At 55.3% G+C, this 19,301-nt stretch carries 24 protein-coding genes and 2 tRNA genes; 8 read left to right on the forward strand and 18 right to left on the reverse strand.

Annotation, left to right across the window (positions count from 1 at the left end; translation table 11 throughout):
* Nucleotides 1–12: 12 nt before the first annotated feature.
* The 3 genes from BJN45_RS18145 (at nt 13) to BJN45_RS05565 (ending at nt 2,621) form a co-directional block, all read left to right on the forward strand.
* Nucleotides 13–1,524, forward strand: a complete 1,512-nt coding sequence (locus BJN45_RS18145) for an RNA-binding domain-containing protein (RefSeq protein WP_205750547.1) — start codon at nt 13–15, stop codon at nt 1,522–1,524.
* Between the two features lie 30 nt (nt 1,525–1,554).
* Nucleotides 1,555–2,490, forward strand: coding sequence for a ribosome biogenesis GTPase YlqF (gene ylqF / locus BJN45_RS05560; RefSeq protein WP_076092969.1), 936 nt, complete (start codon nt 1,555–1,557; stop codon nt 2,488–2,490).
* Between the two features lie 55 nt (nt 2,491–2,545).
* Nucleotides 2,546–2,621: transfer RNA gene (locus BJN45_RS05565), tRNA-Asn, on the forward strand.
* On the opposite strand, the gene BJN45_RS18245 is transcribed toward BJN45_RS05565, so the two are convergent.
* The 5 genes from BJN45_RS18245 to BJN45_RS05595 form a co-directional block, all read right to left on the reverse strand.
* Complete coding sequence (locus tag BJN45_RS18245; protein WP_430793417.1) at nt 2,580–4,196, reverse strand: recombinase family protein; 1,617 nt, start codon at nt 4,194–4,196, stop codon at nt 2,580–2,582. The two genes, BJN45_RS05565 and BJN45_RS18245, sit on opposite strands and share 42 nt — an antisense overlap.
* Before the next feature lie 156 nt (nt 4,197–4,352).
* Entirely contained in the window at nt 4,353–4,499 is a 147-nt protein-coding gene (locus BJN45_RS17745; protein WP_170873032.1) for a hypothetical protein, read from the reverse strand.
* Nucleotides 4,500–4,709 carry a hypothetical protein gene (locus tag BJN45_RS05585; protein ID WP_076092970.1) on the reverse strand — a complete coding sequence of 70 codons (210 nt, stop codon included), beginning with the start codon at nt 4,707–4,709 and terminating at the stop codon, nt 4,500–4,502. It lies immediately after the preceding gene.
* Nucleotides 4,710–4,729: 20 nt separating this feature from the next.
* Nucleotides 4,730–5,797 carry a phage/plasmid replication domain-containing protein gene (locus BJN45_RS05590; RefSeq protein WP_076092971.1) on the reverse strand — a complete coding sequence of 356 codons (1,068 nt, stop codon included), beginning with the start codon at nt 5,795–5,797 and terminating at the stop codon, nt 4,730–4,732.
* Nucleotides 5,798–5,806: 9 nt separating this feature from the next.
* Nucleotides 5,807–6,157: a hypothetical protein gene (locus BJN45_RS05595; RefSeq protein WP_139326293.1), complete on the reverse strand. Its 351-nt coding sequence runs from the start codon at nt 6,155–6,157 to the stop codon at nt 5,807–5,809.
* A 292-nt stretch (nt 6,158–6,449) separates the two neighbouring features.
* On the opposite strand from BJN45_RS05595, the gene BJN45_RS18250 reads away from it, so the two are divergent.
* The 3 genes from BJN45_RS18250 to BJN45_RS17595 are packed head-to-tail and all read left to right on the forward strand — an operon-like array spanning nt 6,450 to nt 7,954.
* Nucleotides 6,450–6,761 (forward strand): DUF4258 domain-containing protein, encoded by a 312-nt coding sequence (locus BJN45_RS18250; protein ID WP_076092975.1) that lies wholly within the window; start codon nt 6,450–6,452, stop codon nt 6,759–6,761.
* Nucleotides 6,762–6,766: 5 nt separating this feature from the next.
* A complete protein-coding gene (locus tag BJN45_RS17590) occupies nt 6,767–7,471 on the forward strand; it encodes a hypothetical protein (protein WP_139326294.1) in 705 nt (234 codons plus the stop codon).
* A 9-nt stretch (nt 7,472–7,480) separates the two neighbouring features.
* Nucleotides 7,481–7,954, forward strand: coding sequence for a hypothetical protein (locus BJN45_RS17595; protein ID WP_139326295.1), 474 nt, complete (start codon nt 7,481–7,483; stop codon nt 7,952–7,954).
* A 32-nt stretch (nt 7,955–7,986) separates the two neighbouring features.
* Here the strand turns inward: BJN45_RS17595 and BJN45_RS17600 are convergent, their stop codons facing one another.
* From BJN45_RS17600 to BJN45_RS05635, 9 genes are all read right to left on the reverse strand, one after another.
* A complete protein-coding gene (locus BJN45_RS17600; RefSeq protein ID WP_139326296.1) occupies nt 7,987–8,169 on the reverse strand; it encodes a hypothetical protein in 183 nt (60 codons plus the stop codon).
* A 93-nt stretch (nt 8,170–8,262) separates the two neighbouring features.
* Nucleotides 8,263–8,727 carry a hypothetical protein gene (locus BJN45_RS05605; RefSeq protein ID WP_076092977.1) on the reverse strand — a complete coding sequence of 155 codons (465 nt, stop codon included), beginning with the start codon at nt 8,725–8,727 and terminating at the stop codon, nt 8,263–8,265.
* Between the two features lie 86 nt (nt 8,728–8,813).
* A complete protein-coding gene (locus BJN45_RS17605) occupies nt 8,814–9,374 on the reverse strand; it encodes a hypothetical protein (protein ID WP_139326297.1) in 561 nt (186 codons plus the stop codon).
* Between the two features lie 99 nt (nt 9,375–9,473).
* Nucleotides 9,474–10,205: a DUF2971 domain-containing protein gene (locus BJN45_RS05610; protein ID WP_170873034.1), complete on the reverse strand. Its 732-nt coding sequence runs from the start codon at nt 10,203–10,205 to the stop codon at nt 9,474–9,476.
* Nucleotides 10,206–10,435: 230 nt separating this feature from the next.
* Entirely contained in the window at nt 10,436–11,521 is a 1,086-nt protein-coding gene (locus tag BJN45_RS05615; RefSeq protein WP_139326298.1) for a hypothetical protein, read from the reverse strand.
* 250 nt (nt 11,522–11,771) lie between these two features.
* Complete coding sequence (locus BJN45_RS05620; protein ID WP_076092983.1) at nt 11,772–12,065, reverse strand: DUF1330 domain-containing protein; 294 nt, start codon at nt 12,063–12,065, stop codon at nt 11,772–11,774.
* A 24-nt stretch (nt 12,066–12,089) separates the two neighbouring features.
* Nucleotides 12,090–12,572, reverse strand: a complete 483-nt coding sequence (locus BJN45_RS05625) for a DUF3592 domain-containing protein (RefSeq protein ID WP_076092985.1) — start codon at nt 12,570–12,572, stop codon at nt 12,090–12,092.
* A 12-nt stretch (nt 12,573–12,584) separates the two neighbouring features.
* Nucleotides 12,585–13,076 carry a DUF3592 domain-containing protein gene (locus tag BJN45_RS05630; RefSeq protein ID WP_076092987.1) on the reverse strand — a complete coding sequence of 164 codons (492 nt, stop codon included), beginning with the start codon at nt 13,074–13,076 and terminating at the stop codon, nt 12,585–12,587.
* Nucleotides 13,073–14,218 carry a hypothetical protein gene (locus BJN45_RS05635; RefSeq protein ID WP_076092989.1) on the reverse strand — a complete coding sequence of 382 codons (1,146 nt, stop codon included), beginning with the start codon at nt 14,216–14,218 and terminating at the stop codon, nt 13,073–13,075. The genes BJN45_RS05630 and BJN45_RS05635 overlap by 4 nt, the downstream gene beginning before the upstream one ends.
* Before the next feature lie 149 nt (nt 14,219–14,367).
* Between BJN45_RS05635 and BJN45_RS05640 the strand changes: the two genes are divergently transcribed.
* Nucleotides 14,368–15,483, forward strand: coding sequence for a GGDEF domain-containing protein (locus BJN45_RS05640; protein ID WP_076092991.1), 1,116 nt, complete (start codon nt 14,368–14,370; stop codon nt 15,481–15,483).
* Between the two features lie 79 nt (nt 15,484–15,562).
* A tRNA-Asn gene (locus BJN45_RS05645) sits at nt 15,563–15,638 on the forward strand.
* A 47-nt stretch (nt 15,639–15,685) separates the two neighbouring features.
* On the opposite strand, the gene BJN45_RS05650 is transcribed toward BJN45_RS05645, so the two are convergent.
* From BJN45_RS05650 to BJN45_RS05665, 4 genes are all read right to left on the reverse strand, one after another.
* Nucleotides 15,686–16,657, reverse strand: coding sequence for a tyrosine-type recombinase/integrase (locus tag BJN45_RS05650; protein WP_430793418.1), 972 nt, complete (start codon nt 16,655–16,657; stop codon nt 15,686–15,688).
* Nucleotides 16,576–16,902, reverse strand: coding sequence for a helix-turn-helix domain-containing protein (locus BJN45_RS18255; protein ID WP_076092995.1), 327 nt, complete (start codon nt 16,900–16,902; stop codon nt 16,576–16,578). Before BJN45_RS18255 ends, BJN45_RS05650 begins: the two co-directional genes overlap by 82 nt.
* A gap of 1 nt (nt 16,903) precedes the next feature.
* Nucleotides 16,904–18,283: a replication initiation factor gene (locus tag BJN45_RS05660; protein WP_088179044.1), complete on the reverse strand. Its 1,380-nt coding sequence runs from the start codon at nt 18,281–18,283 to the stop codon at nt 16,904–16,906.
* A gap of 101 nt (nt 18,284–18,384) precedes the next feature.
* Nucleotides 18,385–19,221, reverse strand: a complete 837-nt coding sequence (locus BJN45_RS05665) for a hypothetical protein (RefSeq protein ID WP_139326299.1) — start codon at nt 19,219–19,221, stop codon at nt 18,385–18,387.
* Nucleotides 19,222–19,301 lie beyond the last annotated feature (80 nt).

Raw genomic sequence — 19,301 nt, forward strand, 5'->3', positions numbered from 1 at the left:
CGAGACAGGCCCGTGCGCGATCATCCGGTTACGATTCTGGAACGGCTTCCCGATGAACTTAGTTCATTGCGGGAATCGGCCGTTGTCGAATGCAAACTGGCTGGCGGGCACGATGGCAAGGGGCGTTTGCCGGAGGATTTCTGGCCGACCTACAGCGCCTTTGCCAACACCGAAGGCGGCATCATCCTGCTGGGCATCCGTGAGCGGCGGGAGGGTTTTGAACTGGCCGGGATCGAGAACCCGGCCAAAGTGCGCAGCGAACTGTTCAACAATTTGAACAATCGGCAAAAGGTCAGCAGCAACCTGCTGACTGACGCCGATGTCGAGGAAATCGACATCGCCGGCAAGACCCTGTTGGCGATCCGCGTGCCACGGGCCAGCCGGCAGCAGCGGCCGGTTCATCTGACGACCAATCCCTTCGGCAACACCTGGCGCCGGTTGAACGACGGCGACCGCGCATTGGCCGATGAAGACATCAAGCGGATGCTGGCCGAGCAGGTTGAAGACAGCCGGGATACGCGCATCCTGCCGAATTTCGGTCTGCGTGACCTGAATGCGGACAGCCTCAAGGCCTACCGCAACATTTTTCGCGCCGACAAACCGGATCATCCCTGGCTGGCGCTCGATGATCAGGCTTTTCTGCAAATGCTCGGTGGCTGGCGCGAGGACCGTGCCAGTGGAGAAAGCGGTCTGACTCAGGCCGGGCTGCTGATGTTCGGGCAATGGCCGGCGATTGCTGAAGCGCTGCCGCTGTACTTTGTCGATTACCAGGAACGCCCGCGTGACTACGCCGAAACCGTGCAGTGGCTGGATCGGCTGGTGCCGGACGGTAGTTGGTCCGGTAACCTGTTCGACTTTTACCGCCGCGTGGTCATCAAGCTGACCGCCGAGGTGAAAGTGCCCTTCGTGCTGCAGGGTGACACGCGCCAGGACGATACGCCCACGCACAAGGCGCTGCGCGAGGCACTGGTCAATGCGCTGGTGCATGCCGATTACAGCGGGCGCGTTTCCGTCCAGGTGGTCAAGGAACCGGCCGGCTTCACCTTCCGCAATCCGGGGGCACTGCGCATTTCGCCTAGTCAGGCTCTGCAAGGTGGTATCAGCGATTGCCGCAATCGCACGCTGCAGCAGATGTTCCTGATGATCGGCCTGGGTGAACGCGCCGGTTCGGGTATGTCGCGCATCGTCCACGGCTGGCAGGCTTTGGGCCACGGCCTGCAACTGCGCGAATCTTTCGATCCGCAGGAATACACCGTGCTGGAAATGAGCTGGTCTGATGAACTTCTGCAGGACGGTTCACCGAACAGTTCGGTAGAAAGTTCGGTAGAAAGTTCGGTAAAAACTGCTGACAAGATTCTGGGTCTTTTGGCGGAACATTCGATGCTGACACTTGCGGAACTAGCAAAGTGCCTTAACCTCAGCGTGCGCGCAGTCGAAAAACAGGTTGCCCGACTCAAGGCGCAAGGACGTTTGCGCCGCATCGGCCCGAACAAGGGCGGCCGCTGGGAAGTCTCCGGTGCCTGAAAAACAGTCAAGATAGAACAGAAAGCAAAAATGTCCATCCAATGGTTCCCCGGTCACATGACCCAGGCCCGCAAAAAAGCGGGCGAGACGCTGGCCATGGCCGATGTCGTCGTCGAAGTGCTCGACGCCCGCCTGCCGCAAGCCTCCAGCAACCCGATGATCCACCAGTTGCGCACCTTCCGGCAGCGCCCCTGCCTCAAGCTGCTGAACAAGGCCGACCTCGCCGACCCGGAAGCGACCAAGGCCTGGCTGGCCTATTTTGACGCGCAACCCGGCGTCAAGGCGGTCGCCATTTCGTGCAAGAAAGCCAGCGATGTCGCCCGCATCCCCGGCCTCGCGCAGAAACTCGCGCCGCACCGCTGCGACGCCGTCAAACCGCTGCGCCTGATGATCATGGGCATCCCCAACGTCGGCAAATCGACGCTGATGAACGCCATGGTCAAGAAAAGGGTTGCCGCCGTCGGCGACCAGCCGGCTGTCACCAAGAGCCAGCAGCGCATCGACATCAGCTCGCGCCTCACGCTCTACGATACCCCGGGCATGCTCTGGCCCAAGATCGACCACCCGATCGACGGCCTGATGATGGCCGCCAGCCACTCCGTCGGCGTCAATGCCTACATCGACGACGAAGTCGCCACCTGGCTCGCCGGCTACCTGCTCGAACACTACCCGGCGCTGCTCCAGGCCCGCTACGGCTTTGACCTGCAAGGCATGGATGCCGTCGCCATCCTCGAAGGCATCGCCAGAAAACGCGGCTGCATCATCAAGGGTCGTGGTGGCGAACTCGACATCGAAAAAGCCGCTGGCATCCTGCTCAACGATTACCGCACCGGCACCCTCGGCCGCATTACGCTGGAAACGCCAACGCTGCGCGAAGCCCGCGCCAGGCAACTGGCCCAGTCTGCTGCGGTCAACCCGGAAAATTCCGAAAAAACCAGGTCGGCCGACGAAGACGCCGACCACTAGGCCTTTTCCGAAAAGCTGGTTATAATCCGCGCCTCTCGCCGCAGGGCGAGACTTTTCCTCGATAGCTCAGTCGGTAGAGCGCCGGACTGTTAATCCGTAGGTCCCTGGTTCGAGCCCAGGTCGGGGAGCCAACCGAATACAGATTTGGGCACTTCAACAGAAGTGCCCTTTTTTGTGTCCGCGACAGCCATTGCCAGTGCAAGACTGTTGCCCGTGACAACCGCTTCGTTGCCGGTGACACGAATCTCGCCAATGATCTGACGCAGATACGCCTTGGCAAAGCCGCTGTTGCGGTCGTGCAGTTTCTCTTTCAGTGCCTTGCAGAACAGTTCCACCTGACGCGGACGAATGGCCGGCATGTCGGCACGGCGTTTGTGCGAGGCGATTTCGGTCAGCACCTCCTGGCGCCGTGTTTGCAGTCGCCTGCTACGCTGCTGGAGTAGTTCATCCAGCGGCAGGATGCCTTTTTCCACGGCTTCAAAGAGTCGTTCGCTGGCCTGTTGCAACTCGCTCAGTTCAACCTGCAACGCCTTCACGCCGTGTTCGTCCTTTGCCTGCGTGGCTTTGATCTGCGTTTGCAGCCGCGCCAGAATCTGTTTGACCCGGTCCGGTGTGAATAGCTTATCTGCCAGGGCATCGATTACGGCGCTATCCATCTTGTCCATCGGCACCGCTGGATTGCTGCACTGCTGGATGTGCTTGGCAATGCGTGTGTTGCACTTGTAGTAACGATATTGCCCACCCTTGCCGGTGGCCGTGGTCATGCCCGCACCGCAGCAACCGCACTTGATCATCCCGGTCAGCAGTGTTTCGCTGGTCAGCGTTCTGGACGGCACCTGATCGAAGGCACGGGAAGCCTTGCGCGATTTCACCTCCTGAAAGGTCTGCACATCAATGATCGGATCGACTTTCAGCAGAATCCACTCCGATTCCGGTTTCAACTGGCGGGATTTGTTCTCCATCCGGTTGAAGTAGTAGTCGCCGACATAGGTAGCGTTCGACAGCACTTCATGGACCCGCGAACGTGTCCATGAAGCATTGCGATGCTTCCGCCCCGTTTCGTTCAGGTAGCTGGCAATCTGTTTCGCGCCCATCGGGCCATGCCCCTTGCCGTTCAGATACAGATCGAAGATTTGCCGCACCTGTGCAGATTCCGCTGGATCAATCGCCAGTTGCTGTTTGCGCTTGCCCTTGTTGCCCAACTTTTCCGCCTCGACGGTCTTGTAGCCGAACGGCGGGCGGGAACCATTCCAGAAGCCTTGCCGGGCGTTCTCCTTCATCGCCCGCAGCGTGTGCTTGCCGTTTTCCTTGCTCTGGTACTCATCGAAGATCGAGAAGATTTTACGGGCCATCTCGCCGGAGGGATCGTCGCTGGTCTGCTGCGTGATCGAAACCAGCTTCACCCCGGCACGTTTCAACTTGCGTTCATACAAGGCGAATTCCAGCGAATCCCGGAAGAAGCGCGACAAGCTATGAACGATGATCGCTTCAAAGGGCGCCGGAGTTTTGGTCGCTTCGGCAATCATTTCCTGAAACACCGGGCGCCGGTCATCGGTGGCCGATGCACCAGCCTCGATATACGTCTCACCAATCAGATAGCCATGGCCCTTGCACCATTCCTGCATCTGCCGCAGCTGGTCAGGAATCGACAAGTCCTTGTCAGCCTGTTTGACCGTTGAAACCCGTGCATAAAGAGCAACTGCCATATCGTCCTCCGTATATACCCCGCCGCATACGACATGCAGGGGTTATAGGCAATCAGCATGGCCTGTCAAGGCAGCCTTGCGGTGGTTACACCATCCTTGACAGGCCATGCTGATTACCTGAATTGGTCTGCATGCCGAATGCGGCTCTTTGTTTGCTCAATCGTCCTCGCTATCGTCCAGCCGCAGCACCAACACCAGCAGTTCGCCGAGCATTGAGGCAATCAATTCGATTTCGGCTTCACTGGGTACTGACGGCACAAGCGCATCAGGCAGAGTCAGGTGGATCGTGGATTGTTTGCTCACTCATCGTGGCACCCCCTTTCCTGCGGTCTTGGCCCGCCCGTTCCTGTCCATGCCGTGTTGCTGCACCAGCGCCTCCAATTCCGGTAGGAAGCTCTGGTTTCCAAATTCATCGAGAACAACTTTTCTGTAGGCTTGAAACTGATGCGCCGAAGGCATGCCGACTGCTGCCGTGTCGAGAATGCGGCTAATCCGCGGCATCAACAGACGCATAACGTCTTCGGTCAGCGGATTTACCATTGCCCGAGCCTCATTTCGTCGTAGCGCCGCCGCACATCGGTTTCCCAGGTCAGATCGTCGTGAATCCGATCCAGCTTTTTGCGCAGCAGTGCGAAGCTTTCATCGAAGCCGATTTCGGGCGTCTTGCGTTTGATACCGTGAATGGCGCCGAGGCGTTTCAGGTAGCCATAGACGCTGATCGCCATCCGGGTTTCACGCTCTTCCAATAGCGCGAGTGTATCCAGTTCTCGAACGACACCAAGGCCAGCCATTTGGCGAACCCGTGCCTGCAAGTCTGCCCACACCGGATGCACTGGCCAGCGCGAACGGTTGCTATCGTCAGTTTGAATGCGCAGGGTTGTATGGTCATGGACCAGTACCCGCAGCAAATCGCCCTGACGTTCTTCCATGTCGGCAAAGGTCTGAATGCCGAAGGTGCGCAGCCAAGCCTTGCGAATCTGCCATTCAATGCGCCAGACATTCTCCGAACACTGCCAGAGGTCGAAGAACCACGTTTTAGCGCTCTTCTCCTGAATCTCATCGACCTTGTTATAGACCCGCAAGACAACATCACCCTCGCCAAAGCCAAAGGTCTGCACCTTCCGATTTTTGCGGAACTGCTTGTCCTTGGTCGTTGCGCTGACGAAGTTGTCTTCGTTGAAATCGATGGCCGGGATTTGATAGTCGAACGTGAAATCAACCCGTGACAGGCGTTCCGGCATGAAAGTCGTATAGCCAACTGATGCCGCCCAATCGAGAAAGCGCCGATGCAGTGCCGATGCCCCGTATTGCCACAGTGCGAAGCTGCGGTAAGTGACAAAGAAATTCGGTTTGTTGAATTCGCCGAACTGGATACTGAAGGCCTCGTTCTCAATCAGGAAGGGATAACCGCTGCCGGTACCGTGGGACGCCAGCAGGAAGGTTTCCGAACCCAGCTTGATTGCCTTGGGATGGCGAATCTTGGCAAGGCGCAGGGATTCCTTTTCAACGGCCAGACGGGTGAAGTCGAGCGAACAATCGGACAGTGCCGCGAGGTAATACGCGCACTCGATGGTGTCGTGGCCGAAGAGGAGGAATTTCATCTCAGCACCTTACTTGCTGCGTTCCACCTTGACTGACGACTTTCGGACGTTCTTGACCGTGGTGTGTTGTGTGGCTGTTTTTCGTTCCAGCTGTTCTGGTCTGATAGCGATGATTGCTTTTATTTGTTCTTCCGTCAGTTCCTTGGAAACAGCTTCCAGCCCGCACTCCAGCAACTGGTTGATGATCAACGAAACCGGAACACCGGCTTGTTCAGCCATGTTTTCAATTTGGAGCATCAGATGTAACGGAAAGCGGTGACTACGCTGAACGGTGGAAGAGATGGCGTCCATCGATCCGCTGCCATGAAGCAATGAGGCAAGAAATTTAGCCTTGCTGGGTTCGTCGTTTTCGTAGTCCATGATGAGTCCTTCGATGTTATGAGTTGCGTAAACGTAACCCACGAAGTAACCCATGTCAACGAATGCCGACTAATGCCACCCTGCCAAGGCCGTACGGCCGCGCGCCCGCTCGGGGCGTGCGGCCTTGGCAGGGTGGCATCTTGAGCAATCGATGCACTTGGCGTACTCTGCTGTCCTATTCTAATTTTCCATGTATCCATAGCCCCCCGTGTTACTTGGACGGGGGCGAGACACACCCTATCAATGACCTATCATTTTGATAGATGTCTGACGGAACTCAGCTATAATTAGCATGTCTTCATACAAGTCTCTATCCGATTTTGAAGTATTGCAGGACGTGAGGGCGTTGGTACGTAGGAACCGTATACGGTTCACTGTGCACGCTGAGGAACGGATGGCAGAACGTGGCTTCGACAGGAGCCAAGTTAGAGATTGTTTGTCTAGCGGGTTTTTCGTTGAGCGGCCCTCACTACCAAATCGGAATGGGGTTGTTGAATACAAATTTAATATGCAAGCCGTAATTGATGGAGACACCATGCAGGTAGTTGCCAGCTTAAGGCCTGATGAAAATGTTGTCGTAATTACCGTTATTGATTCAAACTAATTAAAATGATCCGATATATACACTTTGCCTACCAAAATTTATATCTGGTTAATGGATATCGAGAATTTTCGACATCTGAAGGGGTTGAGCGTGAATATGAATTACCCGACCAGTTGGAGCAATGTATCAGAGGCTTGGTGTTAAGGAAAAATGAGCCATTGCGTGGCTGGGATTTGCGTTTTCTTCGTCGCGGGCTAGGTTTTTCTCAAGCCGAGCTAGGTCTTTTGTTGGATCGTGATGCCCAAACAGTAGCAAGATGGGAAAAAAAATCTGACCCGGTACCTAAATTTGCCGATATAACTATTAGAACTCGTTTTGCAGCTCGTTATGAGCCTAATATGACTGTTAGCGAGCTAATTGCATACGTTGATGGATGCGGCAAGAAGCTTCCAGACAGGGTGATGTTGAGCTTTTTTGGAAACGAATGGCATGTTCGCCAGGATCAGCACCTTGTTGTTACTCAAGAAACTGCTTGTGTTGAGATTGCTGACCAGATATTAGCTTGGGTTGAAAACAGCGTAAATTTACGCCCCTCTCGTAAGCTATATGACGTTGGGTGTGGGTATTCTCAGCCAATTGAATTGGACGTTTTTGGTGAGGAAAACATGACAGGCTTAGTAGAAGCTCTTAGGGAGCAAACTAGCTATAAAAAATTGGGTAATGCATCAATTAAATACTCATCCATAGGTGGTCTTGCGCTGGTTAATTAGGAGTAGAAAATGAATGCAACCCACGCAAACGTAGACAACGCCGCTTCTAATGTCTTTGTTGATCTTCGCCTTAATCAGATGCGGTTGGTGAGCGAAAATTTCGTAGCGATGCCACCACCCTCAGAAGAGGCTGGTAAGCCAGTTCAATTAAAGACAGACACATCAAGTGGATTTTCTGTCGGTCTTGATGATTTGGAGAAACCAACCTCTTTTACAATTGAGCTTGAGTACAAAGCTGCCTTGTCTATTCCAAACACAGAATCGAAAATTGTTGATTACTCATCAAAGTATTTTGCTGTTTTTGACCTTGTGAGATCGACTGGCGTTGAGGATTGGACTGCTGTACCTGATGAAACCTTTGAATCTTATTTTGCAGTGGTTCATCAAGCCGCAGTTAGGCGCGCTGAAATTACTTTTCATGAGGCTGGACTTAAGGGCGCAGGTTTGCCACGCCCCGCCGCTCTAAATAAGCCCTCAGTTTGATTTGGCTGCAAAAGCGGGCAAGCGTATATCAATCATCCAGTGCCCAGATTCATCGCTCCGGGCGCGCCTTGCTGGATCAAAAAATCAAATTTCCAGTCCTCAGAACTGTCTGAACTGGCGAGCCATAGATTCAAGCAAAAAGCCCACTTTTGAGTGGGCTTTTTGCTGTCTGAAGGTTTTTGCTGCATTTCTGCTGCTTTGCTCAGTTTATTCATACGGCGCTTGTTGATTATTGCAGTGGCGGCAATCGACCCAAAGCAGAAGTAGCCAACTTCTGGAGGCGGACTTTCGAACGTTTGGGTTCAGCGTCACGCTTGATTCTTAGGAACACGACCGCCCTCCGCTATATATATACCTAATGAGTCACAAACGTTCTCCACGCGCTTCGCGTTGTGATTATGGATATGCTCGGTGGTACTCGGGCGGAGAATGCTATTTGAAAGACCGATCAACGAGCTTGAGGCTGCCAATATCTTTTCCTTAGTGGGAAGTCGGAAGATTTTTGCAGTCACGTTGAACAGTGGGATTAGATAGAGATGTGCATGCAATTGTGACGATAGCTGGCGAAAATGCCTTGATGTCTCGTTCATTACTTCATCATTGGGCACGCCCGGATTAGCGATTACATTCGCACGCTCAATCATGGAGTGGGAGATTTGCGCGATTGTCTTCTTCAATTCTTGAACTGGGTCTATCACCAACTTCAAAACCAATTGACCAATTACAAAGGTAATGACGCCGGACAGCACAGTTAGAAATACGGTTGAGTTCATCAAAGTCCTCGTGACGCCGAGCGTTTGAAATCACCGGCGGTGCGCGGCTTTATCGCGCAGCGTCCGGTGGATTGATGGGTTGGGCGTCATATGGCTCCAGCAGCGGTTTTGCATGCGCTACAAAAAACATGAACATCGAAGGCGGAAATCGTGTCTGGCTTGCCCATGCCGGCATTTGTAAAGATGTACAAAACATGCGCGCCAGAGGCCGAGGCTGTGAAGTTAACAGCGTTCGTACTGCGATGCTTAAGCTTGTTCAGCGCTGCTGCCAAGGTTAGCGGGGCTGGAGATGCACCTAGCAGCAAGGCTCCTGCACCGGGAGAGCACGACTGAAAGAACGCTTTATCGGTTGGAGTGGCAGGATCGAGTAAATCACCGACGGTTACGTCTAGCGCTACCTTAAACGGGTCGGATGACCATCCAGGCAACTTTGATTTTTCGTCCCGATGGCGGAGAAGTTCATTCTGAATATGATCAAAAAGTTGAAAGGCTTCTTCGCTCGTAGTAAGCGCGTCGGGAATCTCATTGGAAAGCCAACTGCGACAAAAACCAGAAGATAAATTACCCACCTGACGAATAGACTCAGGAAGCGATCTAGGTGCAGAATTGGTCGCGGCAACAAGGAACTCGGTATATCGATTAGCCATATTTCACTAGAGTTTAAGTGCAGATGGTTGAAGGCACCCAACGTTTGACGTGAAGGGACCGAATTGTTAGGAATGTTTTACCGCCAGAAGGAGTAGCAATTAATTTGCACGATATGGAGTTCCCGACGGAGTGATCTGCTCGAAGTAGATATCACGATCGATTAGTAGTTGCATACACGATCTCCAAGAAAGCTCTGGTTCTGGCGCAGGCCCAACTAAAACCTCATCGATACCAATAAACCTTCTTGAGTCAATCCTTGGCATTACCTTCGGAGAAACACTAACTTCAAGATAGGGAATTAAATATCGTGCAACGCTTCGATACTTGATTTGACTCGGGTCATCTCGGCTGGTGGTGGAAATTAGTCTCCACTCTTTTTCCTCTGAAAATCCTTGATGCTTCATCATGGCAGCAATTATCAAAAAGTCATTTGCTGCTATGACCGCCAACAGATCAATGTCTGGCGCAGTTGTGGATTCATGTAGCTTGTTTGATATGAATTCGTTAATAAGCTCTTTCTTGAGCGTCTCTTCATATATGCACTTGGCAATAAGATAGCCTTGGCCATTTGCAACATGCGATAACGCACCACCCTTAAATGCTAGGGCATAGCCACCGTTTCTTGTATAAGCACGCCACTGACTAAGTTGGTCTCTGCTTTCAGAAAAGCTGACCGTGAAGACATGGGTTTGGTTGGTTTTTTGGAAATGCAGCTCGTTGAATAGCTTTTCAAGAAACTCACGTTCACGATCGGATGCGCCTTTCACCATTGATCTACATACTTCTTGGCATAGCTCTAGTGCATGAAGAATTTCTTGGTTGTCGTTCATGTAAAAGGCGTCTGTTGCCCACAACTTGTTGTATTCCACAATGCAACGAAAAGATTCCGTCGATGTGTAGTGATAAAGCTTCTGCGGCAATGGGGTACTTAAATGGCTGTCAATTTTTTCAGGCATATGCGAACTGAGGGAACAAAATTCCTAACGTTTGAATCCACCGGACGCTGCGCGGCTCTATCGCGCAGCGTCCGGTGGAATGATGTTTGGGCCACAGGAGCGAGTCATTGGCGGACTCTACGAGCTGAACGACGATTCAGTGCAGCTCTAAGTCTGTAACGGAGATTTCGCAGCAGCACCTTCATCTTTCCTTCTCGCGGGAATGCTCCCGTAAATGCCATCTTCACGAAATCCGACTCACTTGGTGCGGGATACCCTGCGCTGAGGCAATGCCCAATTAGCCAGTCGCGATTGTACGAAACGAGCTTGTCGATCGGCTCAGCTACATAGGCCGGCTCCATCTGTTCTCTCCAAAGAACAGCCAGAGCGGCAATTCTGCGTTGCATGTCGTTGAGGTATGTGGGGTGCGTTGGAGCAATCCGCTCACACAAGTGTTCGACGACGCAATGTGTGTAGATCAGTAAGTACGGTAATCGACTATAGAGATATGCCCACTGCGTGCACTTTTCATCCCAGCCAGAGAATATGAAGTTGATGTTCAATGGCGTCGTTCGAATTGCCCTATGTTCAGTGAACAGGTGCATCGCCAGATTGCAGATTCCGTCGAACCCGTCCTCTTCGCTCTTGTTGTAGCGAAGTTGGGCTATGTATTCGGCGCTGAATCGACCTTCCTCGCCTAGTTTCTCCAGCACCTGCTGGATACGGCGGGTATGCGCATCAAGACCGCCAGCCTTTTCGCCTCGCAATTTCAGTGGATCGACGGCTAGCTTCGCTGCGAAGTCGTTGGGATTGACCACAATGGTTTCGAGAAGAAACAGGCTCTCTTGAATTGGCTTGCGCACCAGCATGTAGGTGACATTTAGCTTGGCCTTACGCGAGGACTCTAGCGCTTCATAAATACAGTGAAGCATGTCAGACAGTATCGCGGGGAATACTGTCGTAGTCAGAATAGATGTTCGGTCATTCAACCGTTGGGTCTCTTCGAGCCAATCAAATATATCTTCGGCTTGCTCGAAAGAAACGCGATCTGCCTCATCATTGAAGGTAATAGTGGTGCGAAAGAATCCACCTTCTTCTCCAGACTTAAGCAATTGCGCCAGGATGTCGTGCACCACAAAGCAGAGGTCATGCGCCACATCGTAGGTGTCTGGAAGAAAGCCTCCTCGACTTGTTCGCATGGGAAAACGCATAGCAGGACTATGTGGCCTAACAGTGTTTACACGGACACTGGGGTCCGTATAACAATTGATATTGCTGACACCGGAATTGTTGTCTTAAATCCATAATTTTTAGTCACTTGGGATTTTGGCTGTCAGTATAACAACATCAATATGCCAGACAACTGCATCGGCGAAACGTCTGCTTAGCGTAAGGGTATCCGTGGGTCTGCTCTTGGCCGATTGCAGACTATTCTCCCCACGAATTTCAGCGCCCTTCACCCTACCCAACAACCCGAAACAACATCAAATCCATCGCCGCCGTCCGCACCGGCACAAGCGCCTGATATTCCGGACTGGTGGCCCAGCGGTCGGCGTCTTCGGCGCTCGGGAAGCTGAGTTCGACGTAGGCCTCGAACGGGGCGCAGGGCAATTCGTTCCACCAGGTCTTGTCGACCGCACCACGGGCGACGATGCTGCCCCGGTAGCGTTCTACCGTGGCGCCGACCTGGCTGCGGTAGGTTTCGAAGGCCGCCGGGTCTTTCAGGCGGATCAGGCCGATGATCTTGACGCTCATTTTGTCTCCAGTGTGTATGTGTTTTTAGGATGCGCTGCCGCCGACCCAGATGACCAGGCTGCCGAAGCCGGCGAAAGCCAGTGCCGGCAGCAGCCAGTACAGGCCGCTGTAGCTGGGTTCCAGTTCGATCAGGTAGTGCTCCGGGGCTTGTGGATTGTAGTAGATGCTGCGCGTTTCACCGATCTGGTGGGCGGCGGCCAGGCGTGCGGCGTGGCTGGTGTCGTCTGCTGCTTCGCCATGCTGCGCGGTGTAGGACTGGCCATTGATTTCATAGCGGTAGCTGAGCAGTGCGCTGTAGCTGATGCGCTGGGTCGGGCCGTTTTCCTTGTGCATGCGGTCGACGACGTGCTTCATCACCTCGGTGCGTTCCAGCGTGGCGGTGGTCTGCGGCCAGCTGCGGCTGGCCCGGTCGGTGCGAAGCTTCTTGATCGCCACCGGCACGAAGATCAGGCCGATCAGGATGAAGACAAGGCCGACCAGCAACAGCAGGGGTGACGATGATTCCATGCGGGCGCGCTTTCAGTAGCTGTCCAGGTTGAGGAAGTCCTGCACATTGGCGAGCAGGCCGAAGATCATGCTGTTGAAGATCAGCAGGCCGATCACGGTGCCGATCACGGCTGCCGGCCCGGGCGGTGCATCGAGTGTCTGTGCCGGATCGGCCGGGTTGTAGAGGAAGGAAATTCTTGCTTCGGCCTTGATGGCGTCGGCTTCCTGCTGGGTGGCAACCTGCTGTACCGTCTGCTTCTGATAATCACGCCCGGCAACCTGGTAGCGGTAGTCGAAAACTGCTTCGTAATACTCCTGGCGCGAGGTCGGGCTGCCTTCCCGTTCGTAGGCGACCCGCACCAGTTGCACCTTGTCGGCCTGAACGGTCAGCCGCGGCCAGCGTCTGGCCTGGGTGTATTGCTGCCAGCGGTCAAACAGCCGGCGCAACAGGAAAACGTCGACCGCAACCAGGATGGCGACGATGATCCACAGCACCGGGTGCATTTCATCAAAAGCCGGGATCATGGCTTGCTCCCTTGCAGGAATGCGGACCGCAGGCGGTCGACTTCGTCGCGCAGGGCGGCAATTTCCGCGCTGCCCGGCGGTGGTGACTGATCTGCCGTACAGGCCGGGTTGCTGGCGCGGAAGGCGTCCCAGACGCGGGTGGCGAGCGTGCTGCTTTCGACGAAGCGGGCCAGCGTACCGTCGTCGTTCCAGTGGATTTCGGTGGTCGGTTCACTGGCGGCGGGTTCTTCGCAGGTGCTGGTGTGCAGCCCGTGGCCGGAACGCTTCAATTTAACCAACTGGCCGTCGGCAAACCAGGCATCAAGGTTGCGCATGTAGCGGCAACCATCGCTGCCCTGGCGCTCGGCATGCAGGCTCAAGGATTCGAGCGTCTTGCCATCGACACGCAGTTGTACCAGTTGCTGGTCAACGAGCTGCCAGCCGGTCAGCGGCGCGGGGTAGGGGGGCGTCAGCATGAAGCGGCGGGCACCGGCCGGTATTTTCTGGCCGCTGCTGCCGAAATCGATGCTGCCGAACAGGCGCAGCAGGCGCGGTTCCTGCCGGAAGCGATACTGCCCCTTGCCCAGCGCCTGGATGTCGTCGTGGCAGGACAGCGGCACCGGCACATGCTCGCCCGGCGCGTCGTCCCAGCGATAGCGCAGGCGCAGCCCGAGATCGAAGGCGGAATTCCTGCTCAGGAGTGCCTGCTCATGCGCGCCCTGGCGCGCCACGGGGTTGGCCAGCCAGACCTCCATATCCGGCTGCGGCCGACCCGGCGCCGGTGCAATGGGTACCGCCAGTCGCAGCGCATTCAGCCGGTAACTGGCATGGGCGGGATGCGTGTCGTCTATACGCACACGCAAGCTGCGCCCCTGGCGTTCGATCTGCGTGCCTTGCCGGGTCGTGATCTGGCCAATGGCAAACAGCTTGCTGCCGATGGGCATGATCTTCTCGCGGCGCGCCGTCTCGCCCGCGATCAGCCGGGTTGGCTGATAGTGCGCTTCGATGTACAACCGGGGGCTGGCCAGCAGGGCATTCAACTCGGCCTGGCTCAACTGTCCGGCGACATGCAGCACCTCAAGTTCCACGCTCAGCGTGCGCGCCGATATCGGCCCGGAAAAGCCCAGCAGGATCAGCACGGAGGTCAGGAAACGCGGGAGCATGGGCGTCGGGATCTGGGGTGGTCCGGTATCCGAAGGATAGTCCCGAGCCTGGATTTTGTCAGGGGAATTCCCCGGCGTAATGATGGCCCGGGGCCTTGTGCGCTACCATGAACCCTGGCTGCTGTTGGCGTGGCCACTCGGGGAGGGGCATGGAAGAGGCAAATGGCGCCAGTGTGCGCTGGCATCAACTGCGACTGTATGTCGACAATCATCTGCACGACCGTTATCTGGCGCCGCCATTAACTGTCGTGGTGGCAGCGCTGCTGACCTTGTGGGTGCCGGTAGGGCAGGCGCTGCTGTGGGCGGGCGTGGAACTGGTGGTGATCGCGGTCTATGTGAGCGTGTATCTGCGCTTCCGCCGCGCGCCGGCAGAAGACGCAGGGCGCTGGGCGCGGCGGATTGCGCTGGCGCACGGGGCGCACATGGCGATGTGGTCTTCCATCGTGGTCTGGGCTTATCAGCCGGGCGATCTGAGCAGCCTGATGTTCGTCATGCTGGTGCATGTGGGTCTGATCTCGCTGACCGTGGTGATGAGCAATCCGCACCGCCGCCTGCTGCTGTCCGATCTGGTGGCGCCGGCGGTGGCGCTGGTGGGGCCGCCGTTGCTGGATGGCAGTCTGTTCAGCGTCGGCCTGACCGCGCTGGGGCTGCTCTACATTGCGCTGATGCTGCTGGTCGGCCTGAAGATCCATGCCAGTACCCTGGAGGCGCTGGTGCTGCGCCAGCGCAATGACCAGTTGATCAGCGAGCTGGAGCGTCAGGTCAAGCGCGATGCGCTGACCGGGCTGGCCAATCGCCGCCATTTCATCGAAACCGGCGAGGAGGAGTTGCAGCGGGCGACGCGTTACCGTCATCCGCTGGCGCTGTTGATGGTGGATATCGATCACTTCAAACCGGTCAACGATACCTATGGTCATCTGGCGGGCGACGAGGTGCTCAAGGCAGTTGCCGCGGTGTGTGCCGAAAGCGTGCGCGGCAACGATTGCCTGGCCCGTCTGGGCGGGGAGGAGTTCGCCATCCTGATGCCGGAAACGGGGCTCGACGAGGCCGGGGCGGCAGCCGAACGTCTGCGCGTTGCGGTGGAACGGCTGCGTTGCGAACTGCACGAAGGCTTGGTGACGCCGACAGTGAGCATCGGCGTGGCCATCATCGAGAACACGGGCGAGAGCCTGTCGTCGCTGATGCGGCGCGGCGACCGGGCGATGTACGCGGCCAAGGCTCAGGGACGCAATCAGGTGGTGATTGCGCCAGCACTGGCTGCATGACGGGACGGCCAGAAAAAGTCTGGGCCGATCGCGGTTTTTGCGTCTATAATGCGCGCCTTCGCCGCTTCGGCAGCGAAATTCCTCGATAGCTCAGTCGGTAGAGCGCCGGACTGTTAATCCGTAGGTCCCTGGTTCGAGCCCAGGTCGAGGAGCCATAGATTCAAGCACTTAGCCCACTTTTCGGAGTGGGCTTTTTGCTTTTCTAGGCCACCGTAGCTAATTCGTAGCCACCTAGAACGGAATTCAACCGTGAAGCCGCTTCCGCCAGATGATCGGGCGCCAGGTGAGCATAACGCTCCACCATTGCCCCGGTCCGCCAACCGCCCAAGCGTTGAAGCTCATGCGTCGGTGTTCCAGCCTGTCGCTGCCACGTTGCCCAGGTATGCCTCAGATCATGCCAGCGGAAGTTGTCGATCTCTGCCCGCTTCAAGGCTTTGTGCCAGGCGCGGGTATTGGCCGACTCCAACGGCTTGCCCCGAAACGTAAAGACCCTGCTTTCGTGCTTTCCCTTTTGCCGAATCAGGACCGAATAGGCCGCCTCATTCAACGGAATGGCAATGGGGCGCCGGTTCTTCGATTGCCAGGCATGTACCCACGCATGGCGCTGTTCCAGGTTGATCTGTGACCATTCGAGCTTGAGGACATTGCCTTGGCGTAATCCCGTTGCCAGCGAGAACAAAACCAAGTCTCGCAGGTGTTGCGGCAATTCCGCCAACAGCTTGCCCGCCTGCTCTCTAGTCAGAGAACGTTCACGGCTTGCAGATTCTTTAAAGAGCCTAACCTTCGGCACCTTGTCGATCCATTCCCATTCATCCCTGGCGCGAAGGAGAATCGAGCGAATCAGTGCCAAATAACGGTTCGTCGTGGCCTTGGCCGCTTCCTTGAGCTTGGCCGCCCTGATGCTGTCGATCACGTCCAGGGTGACCTCATCAAGCATCAGCTCCCCGAGGTAGCCATCAAGCCAGATCAACTTGCGCTTGTCCTCGTGGTGCGTGGCCTTCTCCGAAGTTTCCTCCAGCCAGCGAACTACCGCTTCCTTCCAGGATCGCCGGGCTTTGACCCCCAGGCGATTCTGCTCCCACATCTGGGCTTTTAGCCGGTCGTGGAATTCCTGGGCTTTGATTTTGTCGTCAGTCCCAGTGCTGCGTTGTACCTTTCGTCCATCGATGACGATTTTGACCCACCAGACGGACGAGTCTTTGCGTTTGTAGAGTGACATGCGATGTTCCTTTCATGCGCACCCTGCAACACTCGCCGCCGGTATTGTGACCGGATAAATTCCACCAGGTCAATTTCCAGGAAGACCCAGCACTTCCCGACCTTGGCCCCAGGAATCTCCCCAGCCCGTGCTTTTTCTTGCAGCGTGACCGGGTGAATCTTCAGGAATGCGGCAGCCTGTTGCAGGGTGAGCGTTTCCATCTCAGCCCCCCGAGGCCTTCCGGTACGCCTTGGCCTGATCTTCCACTTCCTTGGCCTGGCGCTTGGCTTCCTGTTCAGGATCGTTGATCCCGGTGTTGTACTGGCGATGTTTCAAGGCGAGCTTTTCCGCGATGAAATCCTCGAAGGGAAGCCCCAGGTCAAATGCCTTCTGCTCGTGATAGGCATAGGCACTTGCCAGGAAGTCCTCGCAGCCTTCGTACAACTCCGAGGCCGGGAAGCCGTGCTTGGCCATGTAGGACAGAATCGCGCTGTAACCGATCTGGAACAGCTTGTCGTCGTTCGGGCTTCTGGCCGGAGTGAAACGCTTTGCCAGAGGGCCGCCAGTGCCTTCCCAATCGATGGAAGATACGAACAGCCATAGGGGATGAATCTGCCAGCGGGAGCGTGTCTTATCGTCGGCATTGGGTAGCGTCAGGCGTAGCCATTCGGTCGTTGCATAGCTCCATAGGCCATCGAGGTGTTTCATCACCTCTGGGAGCTTGGATAGGCCTTTCTGGGTCAATACATCGCGCTTGATCTCGAACTCCTGGCGCCAGACCAAACCGGAGCCATCCCAACCCGCCTTTTGCCAGAGGGGAATGATCCATTCCTTACCGCTGACGACGATCTCCAAGAGCTTGTTGTAGAGCCTGGCAGAGATCACCCCGCCCAAGCCGACCGACCAGCCGGAGAATTGACCGGATACGGCATAGGCGTTGATCGACGAGGCCCGAGTGACCCAGGCATGACGATCCCAGCCTTCCATGTCGAATGAGCTTTGGAAATCGGCAAACAGGTCAATCCGGCTGACGTTGGCGGATTCCTTGAGTTCTCCCAGCTCCGAGAGCAAGGCGTAGAGCTGGCGTTCAGCTTCGACTGGGCCGGCGTGGGCCAGGAACTTGGCCGAAACCTTCACATAGGCCATTGGTGCCTTGTGGCCTGGGCGCGATAGCTGAATGCGAAAGGCGCCGTCTTCCAGGATGTAGGGAAACAGGGACGCCCCTTTTTCCTTGACCTCGAAGATATGACCGGCCAGGGGCAACTGGGCTTTGGCAACCTCGCCGGGCGTCTTGGACTGGGCGAGTTGCTTCAGTTCCTTGAGACGATTATCGACTTCACGGGACAGTTCCCCAGGGTAGGAGAGATAAAGACTATCTACCCCCCAACGAAGGGGTTTGAACCATTCTTTCCCTGAATTGCTGTTATAGGGTGCTGTGTTACTAAGGGGCGCACCCTTAAAGGCAGGTTCCGCCGCTTCACGGTCCCCGTCCGCCCGGTCGCTCCGCTGCCCGGTGCGGGCGGGGCTGCGTGAAGCGGCGGTCTGGTTTTGCGTTTGCAGTTCGTTCAGGCCATCGCGGCCACTCTGTTGATACTTCGACATATCCGTTTTCCTTTTGGAATCGCCAGGAGCGAATGCACCTGGAACGGATATGGATTAAATAGATCGATGCGACCTGCGCCGACTACGCAAAAATACGAGTTTTAAGTGGTTGATTTCGCCCTTTTCATGCGGCCAGCAATGGCTCGTATCCCCTTCGCAGCATCACCTACGTCTGCTTTGCTGGGTGCCGAGTAAAGGGCTAGTTGCCTTACGAACAAATCGTGCAATTCGTCGTCGTTTAAGCGTTCAACCTTCGATTCCTGGAGGACTTGTAGAACGAACCTAATCTTGTCTGCATTGGCCTGGTGCTGCTTTGACAGTGGTGCGTTGATGGCTCGTTTTAACGCAGAGAGAAAGGTTTGATCATCTTCGAGTACGGCACGGCTAATTCTGGCGGAAATAGAAGGTGCACTCATCGCGCTTGGATCAATTTTGACCGCTTTAAATAATGCAGTATCCCCTTGCCGATTTCCTTGCCGAACCTGGGCGACTAAATCATTTAGGTAGGTTCCATAGGCCATCAAAGATTGCAAGGACTTCAAGAGTGAAGTGACCAAGCCGAATATCAAGGCCAGATTTGGACGGAGTTTTTCTTTCTCTTCTGGAGTAAGTTCTGAGTCATCTTCATCCAATTGCTGGATGTAAGACGCAAGCACCTGAATAGGGCGTTGTGCCGAACTATATGCCTTGATTGCATGAAGGGCATCAAAATCACCTGCGATTTTTGAGACATGTTCAGGGAATGGAAGCTCGTAAAGATGGCTCCAAGAGGCAGGTAAGCAATCGCTGGCAAAAAGATCGGCACGCCTTTCGATCAGTATAGAACGCATTTCTGCCTCTTCGATCTCTAAGCGCGGCAATGCTTCCAGTAAAAATCGAAGGTCAGCAGGAGGTATTCTTGCTAACTTAAATTGAATAGTGGTCTGAATTTTTGCCACGGAAATTTGTGCAAATTTAAAAGTGAGACATCAAACGATAAATTAATGATATACATAATCGCACAAAATATGATTATTAA

This window comes from Azonexus hydrophilus, from assembly GCF_001956855.1.
Classification (GTDB): Bacteria; Pseudomonadota; Gammaproteobacteria; order Burkholderiales; family Rhodocyclaceae; genus Azonexus; species Azonexus hydrophilus_A.